At 71.5% G+C, this 17,147-nt stretch carries 12 protein-coding genes; 1 reads left to right on the forward strand and 11 read right to left on the reverse strand.

Features of this window, described 5'->3' with window-relative positions:
* Positions 1–76 precede the first annotated feature (76 nt).
* Together AB0D74_RS09175 and lepA are read right to left on the reverse strand one after the other, a co-directional pair.
* Positions 77–1,951: an AMP-dependent synthetase/ligase gene (locus tag AB0D74_RS09175; protein ID WP_362582180.1), complete on the reverse strand. Its 1,875-nt coding sequence runs from the start codon at positions 1,949–1,951 to the stop codon at positions 77–79.
* A gap of 273 nt (positions 1,952–2,224) precedes the next feature.
* On the reverse strand, positions 2,225–4,099 hold the full coding sequence (gene lepA / locus AB0D74_RS09180) for a translation elongation factor 4 (RefSeq protein ID WP_362582183.1): 1,875 nt from the start codon (positions 4,097–4,099) through the stop codon (positions 2,225–2,227).
* Positions 4,100–4,320: 221 nt separating this feature from the next.
* Here lepA and rpsT point away from each other — a divergent pair, with 221 nt between their 5' ends.
* Positions 4,321–4,587: a 30S ribosomal protein S20 gene (gene rpsT, locus AB0D74_RS09185; protein ID WP_089106790.1), complete on the forward strand. Its 267-nt coding sequence runs from the start codon at positions 4,321–4,323 to the stop codon at positions 4,585–4,587.
* A gap of 203 nt (positions 4,588–4,790) precedes the next feature.
* Here the strand turns inward: rpsT and holA are convergent, their stop codons facing one another.
* The 9 genes from holA to leuS all read right to left on the reverse strand — a co-directional run bounded on the left by holA (position 4,791) and on the right by leuS (position 16,760).
* Positions 4,791–5,783, reverse strand: coding sequence for a DNA polymerase III subunit delta (gene holA / locus AB0D74_RS09190; protein WP_362582187.1), 993 nt, complete (start codon positions 5,781–5,783; stop codon positions 4,791–4,793).
* Positions 5,784–5,871: 88 nt separating this feature from the next.
* A complete protein-coding gene (locus tag AB0D74_RS09195) occupies positions 5,872–6,117 on the reverse strand; it encodes a hypothetical protein (protein WP_362582190.1) in 246 nt (81 codons plus the stop codon).
* A 29-nt stretch (positions 6,118–6,146) separates the two neighbouring features.
* Complete coding sequence (locus tag AB0D74_RS09200; RefSeq protein WP_362582193.1) at positions 6,147–7,028, reverse strand: YceI family protein; 882 nt, start codon at positions 7,026–7,028, stop codon at positions 6,147–6,149.
* A 174-nt stretch (positions 7,029–7,202) separates the two neighbouring features.
* Positions 7,203–8,066: an arylamine N-acetyltransferase gene (locus AB0D74_RS09205; protein WP_362583043.1), complete on the reverse strand. Its 864-nt coding sequence runs from the start codon at positions 8,064–8,066 to the stop codon at positions 7,203–7,205.
* 13 nt (positions 8,067–8,079) lie between these two features.
* Positions 8,080–10,719, reverse strand: coding sequence for a ComEC/Rec2 family competence protein (locus AB0D74_RS09210; protein WP_362582196.1), 2,640 nt, complete (start codon positions 10,717–10,719; stop codon positions 8,080–8,082).
* Positions 10,716–11,930: a ComEA family DNA-binding protein gene (locus AB0D74_RS09215; protein WP_362582200.1), complete on the reverse strand. Its 1,215-nt coding sequence runs from the start codon at positions 11,928–11,930 to the stop codon at positions 10,716–10,718. The genes AB0D74_RS09210 and AB0D74_RS09215 overlap by 4 nt, the downstream gene beginning before the upstream one ends.
* A 152-nt stretch (positions 11,931–12,082) precedes the next feature.
* Complete coding sequence (locus AB0D74_RS09220) at positions 12,083–12,928, reverse strand: DegV family protein (protein ID WP_362582203.1); 846 nt, start codon at positions 12,926–12,928, stop codon at positions 12,083–12,085.
* Positions 12,929–13,000: 72 nt separating this feature from the next.
* Positions 13,001–13,729, reverse strand: coding sequence for a hypothetical protein (locus tag AB0D74_RS09225; protein ID WP_362582206.1), 729 nt, complete (start codon positions 13,727–13,729; stop codon positions 13,001–13,003).
* Positions 13,730–13,880: 151 nt separating this feature from the next.
* Positions 13,881–16,760, reverse strand: a complete 2,880-nt coding sequence (gene leuS, locus AB0D74_RS09230; protein WP_362582209.1) for a leucine--tRNA ligase — start codon at positions 16,758–16,760, stop codon at positions 13,881–13,883.
* Between the last annotated feature and the right edge of the window lie 387 nt (positions 16,761–17,147).

Here is a 17,147-nt window from a genome sequence, read left to right on the forward strand (position 1 = left end):
AAGGGGCGCGGGGAACTGCGCGACCAGCCCCCACGCACCCGCACCCGCACCCGCACCCGCACCCGGCGGCGAACCCTCAGGCCTCCCGCGTCCCGGCGTACATCTCGTCGATGAGGTGCTTGTACTCCCGCTCCACAACCGGCCTCTTCAGCTTCAGGCTCGGCGTGATCTCCCCGTGCTCCACGTCGAGATCCCGGGGCAGCAGCCGGAACTTCTTGATGGTCTGCCACCGCTGCAGCCCCTCGTTGAGTTCCCTGACGTACCCGTCGACCATCCCGACGGTCACCGGCGCGGCCACCACCTCGGCGTAGGACTTGCCGTCCAGGCCGTTCTCCTTGGCCCACTCCAGGATCGCCATCTCGTCGAGGGCGATCAGGGCGGTGCAGAAGTTCCGGTCGGCGCCGTGCACGAGGATGTTGGAGACGTAGGGGCAGACCGCCTTGAACTGTCCCTCGACCTCGGCGGGCGCGATGTACTTGCCGCCGGACGTCTTGATGAGGTCCTTCTTGCGGTCGGTGATCCGCAGATAGCCGTCGGGGGACAGTTCGCCGATGTCCCCGGTGTGGAACCAGCCGTCGGCCTCCAGGACCTCCGCCGTCTTCTCGGGCAGCCCGTGGTAGCCCTGCATGATGCCGGGGCCGCGGAGCAGGATCTCGCCGTCGTCGGCGATCCGCACCTCGCAGCCGGGCAGCGGCTTGCCGACCGTACCGGTGCGGTAGGCCTCGCCGGGGTTCACGAACGACGCGGCGGAGGACTCGGTGAGGCCGTAGCCCTCCAGGATGTGCACGCCGGCACCGGCGAAGAAGTAGCCGATCTCGGGCGCCAGCGCGGCCGACCCGGAGACGCAGGCCCGCAGCCGCCCGCCGAAGGCCTCGCGCAGCTTGGAGTAGACGAGGCCGTCGGCGACCTTGTGCTTGGCGGCGAGCCCGAAGGGCGCGGTCGCCTGTCCGGTGCGGCGGAAGTTGTCCTGGGTGACCTTGGCGTACTCGCGGGCGACCTCGGCCGCCCACTGGAAGATCTTGTACTTGGCGGCGCCGCCCGCGCGGGCCTTCGCCGCCACGCCGTTGTAGACCTTCTCGAAGATGCGCGGCACGGCGGCCATGTACGTCGGCTGCACGACCGGCAGATTCTCGATGATCTTGTCGACGCGGCCGTCGACGGCGGTGACGTGGCCGACCTCGATCTGCCCGGAGGTGAGCACCTTGCCGAAGACGTGGGCGAGCGGCAGCCACAGGTACTGCACGTCCTCGGCGCTGATCAGCCCGGTCGCGGCGATCGCCTTCGCCATGTAGGACCAGTTGTCCTGGGGCAGCCGTACGCCCTTGGGGCGGCCGGTGGTGCCGGAGGTGTAGATGAGGGTGGCGAGCTGGTCCTTGGTGATCGCGCCGACCCGTTCCTTGATCAGCTCGGGGTGCTTCTCCAGGTACCTGGCGCCGCGCTGCTCCAGTTCGGCGAGGGTGATGACGAAGTCGTCGGTCTCGACGCCGGCCGGGTCGATGACGACGACCTGGACGAGTTCGGGCAGTTCGGCGCGCTTCTCGACGGCCTTGGCGACCTGCGCCGCGTCCTCCGCGATCAGTACGCGGCTCTCGGAGTCGGAGAGGATGAACGCCGATTCCTCGGCGTTGGTCTGCGGATAGACGGTCGTGGTGGCCGCTCCGGCGCACAGGATGCCGAGGTCGGCGAGGATCCACTCGACACGGGTGGAGGAGGCGAGGGCGACCCGCTGCTCGGGCTGGATGCCGAGCTCGATGAGACCGGCCGCGATCGCGTAGACCCGCTCGGCCGCTTGGGCCCAGCTCAGCGACTTCCAGTCGTCGGGGCCCTGTCCGGAGGCCGCGGGCACCGGGTAACGGTAGGCCTCGGCGTCCGGTGTGGCCGCCACGCGATCCAGGAAGAGGGCCGCCACGGACGGCGGTCGGTTCTCGATCAGTGTCTGTGTGTCGGTCACGACATCCTCCGGGGCCCGCGACGGTGCGGCTGGCTCAGTGCGGCTGGGGTTTACTCACGGTGGGGTTCGCGCTGGTTGTTTAACTCGCGAGTAACTATCGAGCAGGGATCAGAGTAAGCCGCGACCGGCCTGTACGTAAGGGGCTTCGGCCTGTCTGTTTCGCCGCACGGTCCACGCAGAGCGACGCTACGCACGCGTAGGGGTCCGCCGCACTTTCGTACGGCGAACCCCCGTTGTACCCGATTTGCGGCCGCGACCGACTATTACCCGCGGTTACTTCTTGCTCTTGGCCGATCCCGCGCTGTCATCGCTGGACAGCACCGCGATGAAGGCCTCCTGCGGAACCTCCACGGAACCCACCATCTTCATCCGCTTCTTGCCTTCCTTCTGCTTCTCCAGCAGCTTCCGCTTCCGGGAGATGTCACCGCCGTAGCACTTGGCGAGGACGTCCTTGCGGATGGCGCGGATGGTCTCGCGGGCGATGACCCGGGAGCCGATGGCCGCCTGGATGGGCACCTCGAAGGCCTGCCGCGGAATGAGCTCGCGCAGCTTGGCGACGAGCCGCACGCCGTACGCGTAGGCCGCGTCCTTGTGGGTGATCGCCGAGAACGCGTCGACCTTGTCGCCGTGCAGCAGGATGTCGACCTTGACCAGGCTGGAGGTCTGCTCTCCGGTGGGCTCGTAGTCCAGCGAGGCGTAACCGCGGGTCTTCGACTTCAGCTGGTCGAAGAAGTCGAAGACGATCTCCGCGAGGGGCAGCGTGTACCGGATCTCGACCCGGTCCTCGGACAGGTAGTCCATCCCGAGCAGCGTGCCGCGCCGGGTCTGGCACAGCTCCATGATCGAGCCGATGAACTCGGTCGGCGCGAGGATCGTGGCCCGTACGACGGGCTCGTACACCTCGTTGATCTTCCCCTCGGGGAACTCGCTCGGGTTGGTGACCGTGTACTCGGTCCCGTCCTCCATGACGACGCGGTAGACCACGTTCGGCGCGGTGGCGATCAGGTCGAGCCCGAACTCGCGCTCCAGCCGCTCCCGGATCACGTCCAGGTGCAGCAGCCCGAGGAAACCGACCCGGAAGCCGAAGCCGAGGGCGGCGGAGGTCTCCGGCTCGTAGACGAGCGCGGCGTCGTTCAGCTGAAGCTTGTCGAGGGCCTCGCGCAGCTCGGGGTAGTCGGAGCCGTCCAGCGGATACAGACCGGAGAAGACCATCGGCTTCGGGTCCTTGTAGCCGCCGAGCGCCTCGGTGGCGCCCTTGGTCTGGCTGGTGACGGTGTCACCGACCTTGGACTGCCGGACGTCCTTCACACCCGTGATCAGGTAGCCCACCTCGCCGACGCCGAGGCCGTCGCCGCCCAGCATCTCGGGCGAGTTCGTACCGATCTCCAGCAGTTCGTGGGTGGCGCCCGTCGACATCATCTTGATCCGCTCACGCTTGTTGAGCTGGCCGTCGATGACACGGACGTAGGTCACGACACCGCGGTAGGAGTCGTAGACCGAGTCGAAGATCATGGCGCGGGCGGGCGCGTCGGCGACACCGACCGGCGCCGGGATCTCCTTGACGACCTTGTTCAGCAACGCATCGACGCCGACACCCGTCTTCGCGGAGACCCGCAGCACGTCGGACGGGTCGCAGCCGACCAGGTTCGCCAGTTCCTCGGCGAACTTCTCCGGCTGCGCGGCCGGCAGGTCGATCTTGTTGAGCACAGGGATGATCGTGAGGTCGTTCTCCATCGCCAGGTAGAGGTTGGCGAGGGTCTGCGCCTCGATGCCCTGGGCGGCGTCGACGAGGAGGACGGTCCCCTCGCAGGCCGCCAGCGACCGCGAGACCTCGTAGGTGAAGTCGACGTGCCCCGGGGTGTCGATCATGTTGAGGATGTGCGTGCTGCCCTGGTCCGGGCCCTCGGTCGGGGCCCAGGGCAGACGCACCGCCTGGGACTTGATCGTGATGCCGCGCTCGCGCTCGATGTCCATCCGGTCGAGGTACTGAGCACGCATCTGCCGCTGCTCGACCACGCCGGTCAGCTGGAGCATCCGGTCGGCGAGCGTGGACTTGCCGTGGTCGATGTGCGCGATGATGCAGAAATTGCGGATCAGAGCCGGGGCGGTACGGCTCGGCTCGGGCACATTGTTAGGGGTCGCGGGCACGCAGGGTCCTGTCTCTTGAGGCGCCTTATGCCTCGGGTCGGATCAATACGTAGCCTCCATGGTCCCATGGAGAGGGACCGGGGACCGGTTTGGGCCATTCTCCTGCCCGCTGGTAGTGTGGGCAGCTGTGTCTCATGCCCTCTCAGCGCGAGGCACGACTTCAAGAAATCATCGGCACGGGACCTTCGCGGCCCCGTACCAGAACCTGAAAAGGCTCATTCGTGGCGAACATCAAGTCCCAGATCAAGCGGATCAAGACCAACGAGAAGGCTCGGCTGCGCAACAAGGCCGTCAAGTCCTCCCTGAAGACCGCGGTCCGCAAGGCCCGTGAGGCCGCTGCCGCGGGTGACGTCGAGAAGGCCACCGAGCTGCAGCGCGCTGCCGCGCGTGCGCTCGACAAGGCCGTCTCGAAGGGCGTCATCCACAAGAACCAGGCCGCCAACAAGAAGTCGGCGCTTGCTTCCAAGGTTGCTTCCCTCAAGGGCTGAACACTTGATTTGACGCCGGAAGGACCCGGGCGGGCCCTCTCTCATCCGCCCCCGACCGGCACCCTAGGATCGACGCGCGGCCTGCGTTCGCCACGCGGGCGTCGATCGGCAGCTTGAACCGAAGGCCCCGGCCTCTCGCCCTTCCCAGGGCGGACGCCGGGGCCTTTCGGTATGTCCCGGTACCTGCTCCTACCCGCAACCCGCTACACACGGCCGCGTGACCGCGCCGCCCGCGCGATCGTCACCACGGCCTTCTCCAGGGCGTACTCGGGGTCGTCCCCGCCGCCCTTCACGCCGGCGTCCGCCTCGGCGACGGCCTGCAGCGCGACGGCGACCCCGTCCGGGGTCCACCCCCGCATCTGCTGCCGTACCCGGTCGATCTTCCAGGGCGGCATCCCGAGCTCCCGCGCGAGATCGGCGGGCCGCTGGCCGCCCCGCGCGCCCGCGAGCTTCCCGATCGCCCGGACGCCCTGCGCGAGCGCACTCGTGATCATGACGGGGGCCACCCCGGTCGCCAGCGACCAGCGCAGCGCCTCCAGCGCCTCCGCGGTGCGCCCCTCCACGGCCCGGTCGGCCACGGTGAAGCTCGACGCCTCGGCCCGCCCGGTGTAGTAGCGGCCGACGACCGCCTCGTCGATGGTGCCCTCGACGTCCGCGGCGAGCTGGGTGACCGCCGACGCCAGCTCCCGCAGATCGCTGCCGATGGCGTCGACGAGGGCCTGACAGGCCTCGGGCGTCGCGGACCGCCCGAGCGCCCGGAACTCGCCGCGCACGAACGCGAGCCGGTCCGCCGGCTTGGTCATCTTCGGGCAGGCCACCTCCCGCGCCCCTGCCTTGCGCGCCGCGTCGAGCAGCGCCTTGCCCTTGACCCCGCCCGCATGCAGCAGCACGAGCGTGATCTCCTCGGCGGGCGCCCCGAGATACGCCTTCACGTCCTTGACCGTGTCGGCGGACAGGTCCTGCGCGTTGCGTACGACCACGACCTTGCGCTCCGCGAAGAGCGACGGGCTGGTCAGCTCGGCGAGGGTGCCGGGCTGCAACTGTTCGGGGTTCAGGTCCCGTACGTCCGTGTCGGCGTCGGCGGCCCGGGCAGCGGCCACCACCTGCTGCACGGCACGGTCGAGCAGCAGGTCCTCCTGCCCCACGGCCAGCGTCACCGGGGCAAGCGGATCGTCATCAGCAGTCTTCTTGGCCATCGCGCCAAGCATCCCACGGCCCACTGACAACAGGCCCGACCCCACCTTCCCCGCCGGGGGCCGGCCGTGCTCCTACGGCTCCTCGCTCCTAAGGCTCCTCCCGCCAGCCGTCCCACTCGCCCGCGAACTCGTCCAGCTCCGCCGGGTCCAGCCGCCCCTGCTCGTCCCTCAGCAGCACCAGCCACTGCGCGTCCTCGGCGTCGTCCTCCCCCGCCAGCGCGTCCCGCACCAGCCGCGGCTCCTCGGCGACCCCGAACCGCGCCCCGAGGGCCTCGGCGGCCTCCTCCGCCGCGTCCCGGTCGGGCAGCACCAGCACATGTCTCACATCGCTCACGGCCCCATTCTCGGGCACCGCGGGCGGGCTCAGCCCTTGGGGACGATCTGCACGTCCAGGTCGACGCGGATGCTCGGCCCGACCACCGCGATCCCGCGCGCCAGCATGCTCTGCCAGCTCACGGTGAAGTCGTCCCGGTGGAGTTCGGTGGTCGCCCGGCAGGCGGCCCGTACCTCGCCCTCCATGCCGTTGCCGATCCCGAGGTACTCCGCGTCCAGGGTGACCGTGCGCGTCACGCCGTGCAGGGACAGCGCCCCGGTGACCGCCCACCTGGTGCCGCCCCGGTGCGCGAACCGGTCGCCGTAGAACTCCAGCGTCGGGAAACGCTGCACGTCCAGGAAGTCCGCCGAGCGCAGATGGTCGTCGCGCACCCGCACACCCGTGTCGATGGTCGCGGCGTCGATCACCACGTGCATCGCGGAGCGCTCCATCCGGTCGGCGATCCGCACCGCGCCCGCGAACGAGTTGAACCGCCCGTGGATCCGGGCGAGTCCGATGTGCCGGGCGGTGAAGCCGATCGAGGAATGCGTCGGCTCGATCTCCCAGTCGCCGGGGGCCGGGAGTTCGGGCGGCTGGGCCACCTGGAGGGTCACGTCACCGAGCGAGGCGAGGGAGTTCTCACCGACCTGCGCGGTGGCCCGGTACGGCGTGAACCCCTCGGCGGACACCGCCAGCCGGTACTCCCCGGCCGGCACGGTGGTCATGAACGACCCGTAGGGATCCGTGCCCCCGCTGACCACCGTGCGACCCATGGCGTCGCTGACCGCGAACTCGGCGTTCGGCACCGGTTCGTTGACCGGGTCGAGCACCCGGCAGCTGAGCACCCCCGCGTCGGGCGGGGTCCGGACCGCCGCGAGGGGGCCGGTCCGCTGCGCCCGGTTGGTTCGGTTTCCCATCACGCGGCCGAACATCCTCGCCACCCCTGTACGCCTCGCCATCATCCGTTACCGAAGAAGCATTCGATCACTGATGCGGCTTTCGGGGCAACACGGGCCCACATCGCGGGAATCCAGCACATGCGCCGGAACTACGCACGAGTAGCACGCTACGCGCCAGTAGAAACGCGTTCTCCCGCGAAACCCGAATTAACCATTCCGGTTGATTTTCCCCTGATTTCGCACAGTCGGCACACAGTCCAGCCCGATCCCGAACCGCTCCCGGTAGACCCCGAGCACCTCCTCGTCGTGCTCCAACTCCCTCACCGCACGGGTCCCGTCGGCCGCCGTCTCCGTCAACGTCCGCCCGCCGAGCGTGATCCGCCCGCCGTCCTCGGTGACCCGGGAACAGACCAGCGACTGCGTGAAATGCGACGACGGCGACGTGCTGTGCCACCACGCCCCGGCCGTGAAGTCCCCGAGCAGCCGCGGCCGGACCTCCAGCCGGTACTGCGGCTGCCCGTCACGCAGCACGTCCAGGTCCCCGCCCGCCCCTCGGCCGCCGCCCCCGACCCCGCTCCCGCCGGTCGCCCCCGCCGCGTCCGGCCCGGCCTCCGCGATCCGGAACGTCCCGCCGGGATCGTCCTGCTCACCCCGCTCCCCGAAAGCCAGCGGACAATGGCTGTGCGCCCCGAATCCCACGTCGGCCAGCCACTCGTCCCCGTCCACCGTCCGCACCCGCAGCGCGAGATGGTCGTACGGGATCCCGAGCCGCCCCTCCTCCCCGTACACCCGCCCCGCGAGCGGTGTCACCCCGAAACCGAGCGCGGTCAGCAACACCGAGAACGCGCCGTTGAGTTCGTAGCAGAACCCGCCCCGGCCCGCGCCCACCACCTTCTCCAGCAGCCGCTCCTCGGCCAGCACGATCTCCTCGCCGAGGTGGATCGACAGGTTCTCGAAGGGCACGGTCCGCAGATGCCGCAGATGCAGGTCGCGCAGGGCGTCGGCGGTGGGCCGGGCCGGGCGGGCGGCTCCGAGCCGGCGGAGGTAGGCATCGATCTGCGCGGGGTTCACCGGGTTCATGGCCTCAGTCTCGCGCCACGCGCAGTCCGCCCGCCTCCCCGCCCGTGCCGCCACCGGTCACCGCGAGCGCACCGTCCCGGTCGGTCCGCAGCACCACCGCCCCCACGGCCCGCAGCTCGGCCACCGTCCCCGGTGCCGGATGACCGTACGGGTTGTCCGCCCCGCAGGAGATCAGCGCGACCCTCGGCGCCACCAGCCGCAACAGCTGCGGATCCTGGTAAGCGGACCCGTGATGAGCGACTTTCAGCACGTCCACGTGGCCCAGTGCGACGGCGGCCGGTGATCTCAGCAGCTCCTGCTGGGCCGGGGGTTCGAGGTCCCCGAGCAGCAGCATCCGCAGCCCGGCCGAACGGACCAGCAGGGCGACACTGGCGTCGTTCGGTCCGTCCGGCTCCGGTGCCGGGCCCGGAGGCGGCCACACCACCCGCCAGTCCAGCGGCCCGGTCCTGCGCCGCTCCCCGGCGACCGCCCGCGTCACCGGAACGTGATGCCCGGCGGCCTCCCTTCTGACGAACTCGGCCTGGTCCGCGGGTTCCTCGAACCCGGTCGTCTCGATCTGCGCCACCTCACGGCCGCGCAGCACCCCGGGCAACCCCGCGACGTGGTCCGCGTGGAAATGGGTGAGGACGACGAGCGGGATCCGGGTGATGCCGAGTTCCCGCAAGCAGTGGTCGACCAGCGTCGGATCGGGTCCGGCGTCCACGACCACTCCCGTGCCCGGGCCCGCCGCGAGCACGGTCGCGTCCCCCTGCCCGACGTCGCACATCGCCAGCCGCCAGCCGGGCGGCGGCCAGCCCGTGACCACCCGCGCCAGCGGCACCGGACGCACCACCAGCAGCACGAGCAGCACTCCCAGCACCCCGCACCACCACGGATGCCGCAGCAACCGCCGCCCCAGCAGTACGGCGACCACCGTCACCCCGGCCAGCAGCAGCGCACCCGACCAGCTCCCGGGCCAGTCCACGCCCGCTCCCGGCAGCCCGGCCCCGGCCCGGGCGATCCCCGCGATCCACCCGGCCGGCCAACTCGCGCACCACGCCAGCACCTTGGCCACCGGCATCGCCACCGGCGCCGCCGCGAGCGCCCCGAACCCCAGGACCGTGGCCGGCGCGACCGCGATCTCCGCGAGCAGGTTGCAGGGCACCGCCACCAGACTCACCCGCGCCGACAGCACCGCGACCACCGGACCGCACACCGCCTGGGCGGCCCCGGCCGCCGCCAGCCCCTCAGCCAGCCGCTCCGGCACCCCGCGCCGCCGCAACGCCTCGCTCCACCCGGGCGCCAGCATCAACAGCGAACCGGTGGCCAGCACCGACAGCAGGAACCCGTAACTGCGGGCCAGCCACGGGTCGTACAGCACCAGCAGCAGAACCGCCGTGGCCAGCGCCGGGACCAGAGACCTGCGGCGGCCGGTCGCCAGGGCGAGCAGGGCGACCGCGCCGCAGGCCGCGGCCCGCAGCACGCTGGGGTCCGGCCGGCACACGACGACGAAGGCGAGCGTGAGCGCCGACGCGAACAACGCTGTCGCCCGCAGCGACAGCCCGAGGCGCGGAGCGAGGCCCCGCCGCTCGGTCTGCTGAGCCAGCCCCGGCGGTCCGATGAGCAGCGCGAGCAGGATGGTGAGGTTGCTGCCCGACACCGCGAGGGTGTGCGCGAGGTCGGTCGCCTCGAACGCCTCGTCCAGTTCCGGGCTGATCCGTGAGGTGTCCCCGACGACCAGCCCAGGCAGCAGCGCCCGCGCGTCCTCGGGCAGGCCTTCGGTCGCCTCCCGCAACCCGGCCCGCAACCGTCCGGCCAGCCGCTGCGGCCCGCTCGGCTCCCCCACCACCACCGGCGCGGGACGTTCCCGCACCCGCAGCATCGCCGCGACCCGGTCCCCGCCGGCGGTAGCCGGCGCCAGCCGCCCGCTCACCCTCAGCCGTGTGGAGGGCAGCAACCCGAGCCACCGCGCCCGGCCGCCGCCACCGGGCGCCGGTACCCCCGTGTCCACGGCCATCAGCACCGGTGAGCGCGTGGTCACCGCGGTCCCGTCGCTCTTCTCCACCCGCAGCACCTCGCCGCGCACCAGTACGGCGGCCGGAGTGGCGTGGTCCCCCCGCACTCGCGGCCTGGCGGCCCAGGGGTCGCCCGTGAGCTCCACCTCGGCGGTCACGGTGGCGTACGCGCGGGCCAGACCCGGAACCGGTCCACGGCGTACGTCCGCCCCGTGCAGCCCCGCGGAGGCAGCCGCCCCGGCGACACAGAGAAGCAGCGCACCGGCCGAGGCCCGCCGCCAGGCCGGCCGGGCGGACCCGGCACCGGCACCGGCACCGGCACCGGCATCGGCATCGGCATCGGCATCGGCATCGGCATCGGCATCGAGATCGCCGGTCGCCGTCACCTGCCGGGGACGCGTCCGGCCGAGCCGCAGCAGGATCACTCCGGCGGCCAGGCAGACGGCGGCGACCGCGGCCGTCTGCCCCGGCGGCGTGTCCAGTGCCAGGGCCGCCGTGGCCCACACGGCCAGCGCGGGCGGCACCAGCCGCAGGTCGGCGCGCGCGTCCTGCCGGGCGTGCGTTGAGTCGCCCCGCTGCCCCTGGCCGGCGCGCACCGACCGGCCCACGGCAGCGGGCCCTGGTGCCGCTCCGCCGGGTGCGTGGCTCATGGCCGAACCAGGTCCCGCAGGTCGGAGTAGCGGCGGTCGCCGATGCCCCTGACCTGGCGGAGTTCGTCGACCGACCGGAAACCGGCGTGCTGGGTGCGGAAGTCGAGGATGTGCTGGGCCAGTACCGGGCCGACCCCGGGCAGGGCGTCGAGCTGCTCGACGGTCGCGGTGTTCAGCGAGAGCGGGGCGGCCGGGCCCGCTCCCGTCGTGGCGCCACCCGCGGCCTGGCCCGGTGCGGCCGGCGGAGCGGGGCCCCCGACGACGATCTGTTCGCCGTCCGTCAGGAAACGGGCGCGGTTGAGTCCGTCGGTGTCCGTACCCGGCTGTACCCCGCCCGCCGCCCGCAGCGCATCGGTCACCCGGGAGCCGGCGGGCAGCGTGTGGACCCCCGGTTCACGGACCTTCCCGGTGACATCCACCACAATCTCCGCACCGGGCCCACCGGTTCCGGCGGTACCGGCGGCTCCGGCGGCTCCGGCGGCTCCCGCGGTCGTGCCGGAACCGTCGAGCGCACCGGGCGCCGCTGCGGTACCGGTTCCGGCGGCGGTACCGGCGGCCGGGGCCTGCTCCTCGTTCTTCCCGTACGGCGCCTCCGCCCGTACCACCTCCGGCGCGGCCACGGACTCGGTCCGGCCCGTCCAGAAGTGCTGCACGGCCACTGCCGCGGCCACGACGAGGACCACCCCCAGGGCAACCGCGCCCCGGCGTTCCAGCCCGCAGCGCGTCTGGAGCCACACCGGCATCCGCTCCCGTACCGCGAGCCCGACCCGGGAGCGCAGTCCGGGCAGCGCGGGCTCGCGGCGCGCGGTGGCCTCGCCGGCCAGTGCGCGGGCCGACGACATCACGGCCGCCGCCGTGGACAGCGCCGCCGCTGCGGTGCGCACTCCGGCCGTGGCCGTGCGCACCGCGGTCGTGGCCGCGGTCAGTCCGGTGGCCGCGCCGGTGCCGGCCACCGTTTCCGCGGCGGGCGGTCCCTGCCGTGGCTCCGGTCCCGGCCAGGGCCCCGGCCCCGGTGCCGGTCCCGGCCTGGCGACGGCGCCTGCGCCGAAGATGAGTTCCGCCCGGCGGCGCAGTTCGTCCGCCGGCGCGGGGCGGTGGCGGGCGCGGGCCCGGACCGGGGACCGCCGGTGCCGGGTGCGGCCGTCGGAGGTGGGGCCCCGGCCCGGGCCACTGGTCGCATGTGTCTCGTGTGAGCGTGATCGAAGTGCCATGCGACGAGGATCGGGCTTCCCGCCGATCCGCGACGATCTTGCTCAGTTTCCGTGGACGACGACCCGGTTGTGGAAAACTCCGTCACCCGCACGAGTGATCGTGCCGAGGCTCGTGCCCTCGGATCCACAGGTCACCGCGGTGGACCCCCGGGTCACCGCAGTGAGACGACCGCCCCGAGCAGCCCGGGTCCGGTGTGCGCGCCGATGACCGCGCCGACCTCGCTGACATGCAGCTCGGCCAGCCCGGGCACCCGCGCCCGCAGCCGGTCGGCGAGGGCCGAGGCCCGGTCGGGGGCGGCGAGATGGTGGACGGCGATGTCCACCTCGGCGCCGCCCGCACGCTCGGCGGTGAGCTCCTCGAGGCGGGCGATGGCCCGGGACGCCGTCCGTACCTTCTCCAGGAGCTCGATCCGGCCGCCGTCCAGCTGGAGCAGGGGCTTCACGGCGAGCGCGGAGCCGAGCAGGGCCTGTGCGGTGCCGATGCGACCGCCGCGGCGCAAATAGTCGAGAGTGTCGACGTAGAAGTACGCGGAGGTGCCGGCGGTCCGCTTCTCCGCCGCCGTGACGGCCTCGTCGACGGTGCCGCCCGCCTCGGCCGCCTCGGCCGCCGCGAGCGCGCAGAAACCGAGGGCCATCGCGACCATCCCGGTGTCCACCACCCGCACCGGGACGGGCGCCTCCCGGGCAGCGACGACAGCCGCGTCGTAGGTGCCCGACAGCTCGGCGGAGAGGTGGAGCGAGACGATTCCGGTGGCCCCCGACGCGGCTACCCTCCGGTAGGTTTCGGCGAACACCTCGGGGCCGGGCCGGGACGTGGTGACGGGCCGCCGCTTCTGCAAAGCCTGGGCCAGCGAACGGGTCGAGATCTCGGTGCCCTCTTCGAGCGCCCGGTCGCCGAGGACCACGGTCAGGGGCACCGCGGTGATGCCGTGGCGCTCCACCGTCCGCGGCGGCAGGTAGGCCGTTGAATCGGTGACGATCGCGACATGGCGGGACATGAGCTGGAGGTTACCTGGCGTAGCCCGGGCGCGGCAGCCCGCCCCCGGCCGCCCGGACCGGGACCCGCCGGATCAAGTGGTGCTCTCCGGCCGGGGCTTCTTCTGCCAGGGGTACGCCCGGGGCCGGCCGGGCGGGGTGATCGCGGACCGCACCGGGTCCTCGGCCGCGGCCGACCGGGGTTGTTCGGGCCAGGTCTGGCGGTCGCCGGGGCCGTCGGCGGCCTCGGGCCACGGCGGGGTCTGCGCGGCCGGGTCCGGCCGGGTCCAGTGCCGCAGAGCGTCCGCCTCGACGCCGATCTGGCTGCTCAGGGTGTCCAGGTCGTCGTCGGCGAAGCGGCGGGCCCGGTCGCGGGCCGCCCAGCGCAGCGCGTCCGCGGACTCCGTGATGCGCTCGGTGCGGCGGCGCAGCTCGGGCAGGCGGGTGGCGAGCGTGGCCCGGTCCGGTTCGACCTCCAGGCGCCTGAGTTCGCCGTCCAGTTCGTACCCGTGGGCGCTGAGACGCTGGAACAGGCTGAGGGACTCCTTCAGCGACTCGTCCTCGGCGACGCCCGCGTGCAACGCGTCCTGGGTGGCCCGCATCGAGGTGCGCAGGGCGAGCCGGAGCTGGGCGATCTCGCCCGCCGGCCCGATCTGGACCATGGACTTGGCGCGCAGCGTGTGGTCCTCGACGGTGCGCCGGGCCTGGGTGATCGTGCGGTCCACGCCGCGCTTGGCGGCACCGACCGCCTTGAACGTGACGTACGCCCCGCCGGCGACGAAGAGCAGGAAGAGCACGGCGAATACGGCGATCACTGTTTCCACGGTGCTCCTCCTCGCTGCCCGCCACCCCGGCCGCCCGCGGGCACGGCGTGGGTGGCCGTGCTCCTCAACGGTAAACGCAAAGGGCAGGCCCGGAGTTCCGGAAGAACCCCGAACCTGCCCGTAGGGGACCACTCGGAGATGGCCGTGGGTGTCACGCCGTGACGATGTTCACCAGCTTCGGCGCGCGCACGATCACCTTGCGGATCCCGGCGCCGCCCAGCGCCTTCACGACCAGTTCGTCGGCCAGTGCCGCCTTCTCCAGCTCCTCGTCGGAGATGTCGGGCGACACTTCCAGGCGGGACTTGACCTTGCCCTTGATCTGCACGACGCAGGTCACGGTCTCGTCGACGACGTACTCCGGGTCGGCGACCGGGAAGTCCCGGTGCACGACCGAGTCGGTGTGGCCCAGCTTGCGCCACAGCTCCTCGGCGATGTGCGGGGCCAGCGGAGCGATCATCAGCACCAGCGGCTCGGCAACCGGTCGCGGCACCGCGCCGCCCGCCTTCGTCAGGTGGTTGTTCAGCTCGGTGACCTTGGCGATGGCCGTGTTGAAGCGCAGCCCCTCCAGGTCCTGGCGGACCCCGTCGATCGCCTTGTGCAGGGCGCGCAGCGTCTCCTCGTCGGCCTCGGCGTCGGTCACGGTGACCGCGCCGGTGGCCTCGTCGACGATGTTGCGCCACAGCCGCTGCAGCAGCCGGAACTGGCCCACCACCGCGCGCGTGTCCCACGGCCGGGACACGTCCAGCGGGCCCATCGCCATCTCGTACAGGCGCAGCGTGTCGGCGCCGTACTCGGCACAGATCTCGTCCGGAGTCACCGCGTTCTTCAGGGACTTGCCCATCTTGCCCAGCAGACGGGAGACCTTCTCGCCCTGGTAGTAGTAGTCGCCGCCCAGTTCCTCGACCTCGGTGGCGGGCACCGGGAAGCCACGGCCGTCGCGGTAGACGTAGGCCTGGATCATGCCCTGGTTGAACAGCTTGTGGAACGGCTCGGCGGACGAGACGTGCCCCAGGTCGTACAGGACCTTCGACCAGAAACGGGCGTACAGCAGGTGCAGCACGGCATGCTCGGCACCGCCCACGTACAGGTCGACACCGCCGTGCGGCATGCCCTCGCGCGGGCCCATCCAGTACTGCTCGATCTGCGGGTCGACCAGCTGCTCGCTGTTGTGCGGGTCCAGGTAGCGCAGTTCGTACCAGCAGGAACCAGCCCAGTTGGGCATGGTGTTGGTCTCGCGGCGGTACTTCTTCGGTCCGTCGCCCAGGTCCAGGGTGACGTTGACCCAGTCCTCGTTGCGCGACAGCGGCGTCTCGGGCTGGGTGTCGGCGTCCTCGGGGTCGAAGGTGCGCGGCGAGTAGTCCTCGACCTCCGGCAGTTCCAGCGGCAGCATCGAGTCGGGCAGCGCGTGGGCGACGCCGTCCTCGTCGTAGACGATCGGGAAGGGCTCGCCCCAGTAGCGCTGGCGGCTGAACAGCCAGTCGCGCAGCCGGAAGTTGACGGTGCCCTCGCCGATGCCCTTGCGGGCCAGCCATTCGGTGATGCGGGCCTTGGCCTCGGCGACCGGCAGGCCGTCCAGCCTGATGTCGTCGTTGGAGGAGTTGATGATCTTCGCGTCGTACGAGGCGAAGGCGTCCTCCCACGTCGACGTGTCGGTGCCGCGGCCGTCGGTGGGCTCGACGATGCAGACGATCGGCAGCTCGAAGGCGCGCGCGAACTCGAAGTCGCGCTGGTCGCCCGCCGGTACAGCCATGATCGCGCCGGTGCCGTAGCCCATCAGCACGTAGTCGGCGATGAAAACCGGGACCTTGTCGCCGTTGACCGGGTTCGTCGCGTAGGCGCCCGTGAAGACGCCGGTCTTGTCCTTGGCCTCGGCCTGCCGTTCCACGTCGGACTTGGCGCCGGCCTGCGCGCGGTACGCGGCGACGGCGTCGGCGGGGGTGGCATGGCCGCCGGTCCACACCTCGTGGGTGCCCTCGGGCCAGGCGTCCGGGACGAACCGGTCGACCAGCGGGTGCTCGGGGGCCAGCACCATGTACGTCGCACCGAACAGGGTGTCCGGACGCGTGGTGAAGACGGTGATCTTCTCGCCGTCGATCGGGAAGTCGACGCGGGCACCCTCGCTGCGGCCGATCCAGTTGCGCTGCTGCAGCTTGATGGCCTCGGGCCAGTCCAGCTCGTTCAGGTCGTCCAGCAGCCGGTCGGCGTAGGCGGTGATGCGCATGTTCCACTGGCGCAGCTTGGCCTTGAAGACGGGGAAGTTTCCGCGCTCGGAGCGGCCGTCGGCGGTGACCTCCTCGTTGGCCAGCACGGTACCCAGGCCGGGACACCAGTTGACCGGCGCGTCGGAGGCGTAGGCCAGGCGGAACTCGCCCAGGACGTCGCCGCGCTCGGTCGCGGTCAGCTCGTTCCACGCGCGCGTGTGGCCCGGTACGGCACGTTCACCGGACTCGAACTGGGCGATCAGTTCGGAGATCGGGCGGGCCTTGTCAGCCTCGTCGTCGTACCAGGAGTTGAAGATCTGCAGGAAGATCCACTGGGTCCACTTGTAGTAGTCCGGGTCGATCGTGGCGAACGACCGGCGCTTGTCGTGGCCCAGGCCCAGCCGGCGCAGCTGGACCTTCATGTTCTCGATGTTGGCCTCGGTGGACACGCGCGGGTGCGTGCCGGTCTGCACGGCGTACTGCTCGGCGGGCAGACCGAAGGCGTCGAAGCCCAGGGTGTGCAGGACGTTGTGGCCGTTCATCCGCTGGAAGCGGGCGAAGACGTCGGTGGCGATGTAGCCCAGGGGGTGGCCGACGTGCAGGCCCGCACCGGACGGGTACGGGAACATGTCCATGATGAACTTCTTGGGCCGGGCGACCACCTCGGGGTCGCCGGCCAGGTCGCCCGTGGGGTTCGGCGCCGCGTAGGTGCCGTCGACGTCCCAGAAGTCCTGCCAGCGTGCCTCGATCTCGGCCGCCAGGGCGGCCGTGTAGCGGTGCGGCGCGGCCTCCGCCGACGTGGCGGCGGCAGCGGGGTTCGTCTCGCTCATGATCCTCAAAGCTCCATCGGTCGTCTCTGCCAGCGGCTGCGAACGTTCTAGAAACGAAAAATCCCCTCGCACAGGAGGGGACGCCGCGCCGATGCCGACCAGCCGTTTCGTGCGGCGGTCGGGACTGATCAGCGCGGCCCGCTAAGCAGAAGGCGTACGGCACGCATGGCGTCAGGGTACCGCAGCGCTTGAGCAAGCTGCGACGCGCTTACGTATCAATGGTTGACACGTGTGTCTGAGGCGACCATCGGGACGAGAGTTGAACCAGGTTCAAGAATTACTTCGCGTAACGTCCGCTAAGGGACACCGCTAGGGCTGTACGGCTCTTTGATAACAACGCAATAACTCAAACCTCGTACTGATCGGTATGGCGCCACTTAGGCTGCG

The sequence above is a fragment of the Streptomyces sp. NPDC048278 genome (assembly GCF_040652195.1).
In the GTDB taxonomy this organism is placed as follows: domain Bacteria; phylum Actinomycetota; class Actinomycetes; order Streptomycetales; family Streptomycetaceae; genus Streptomyces.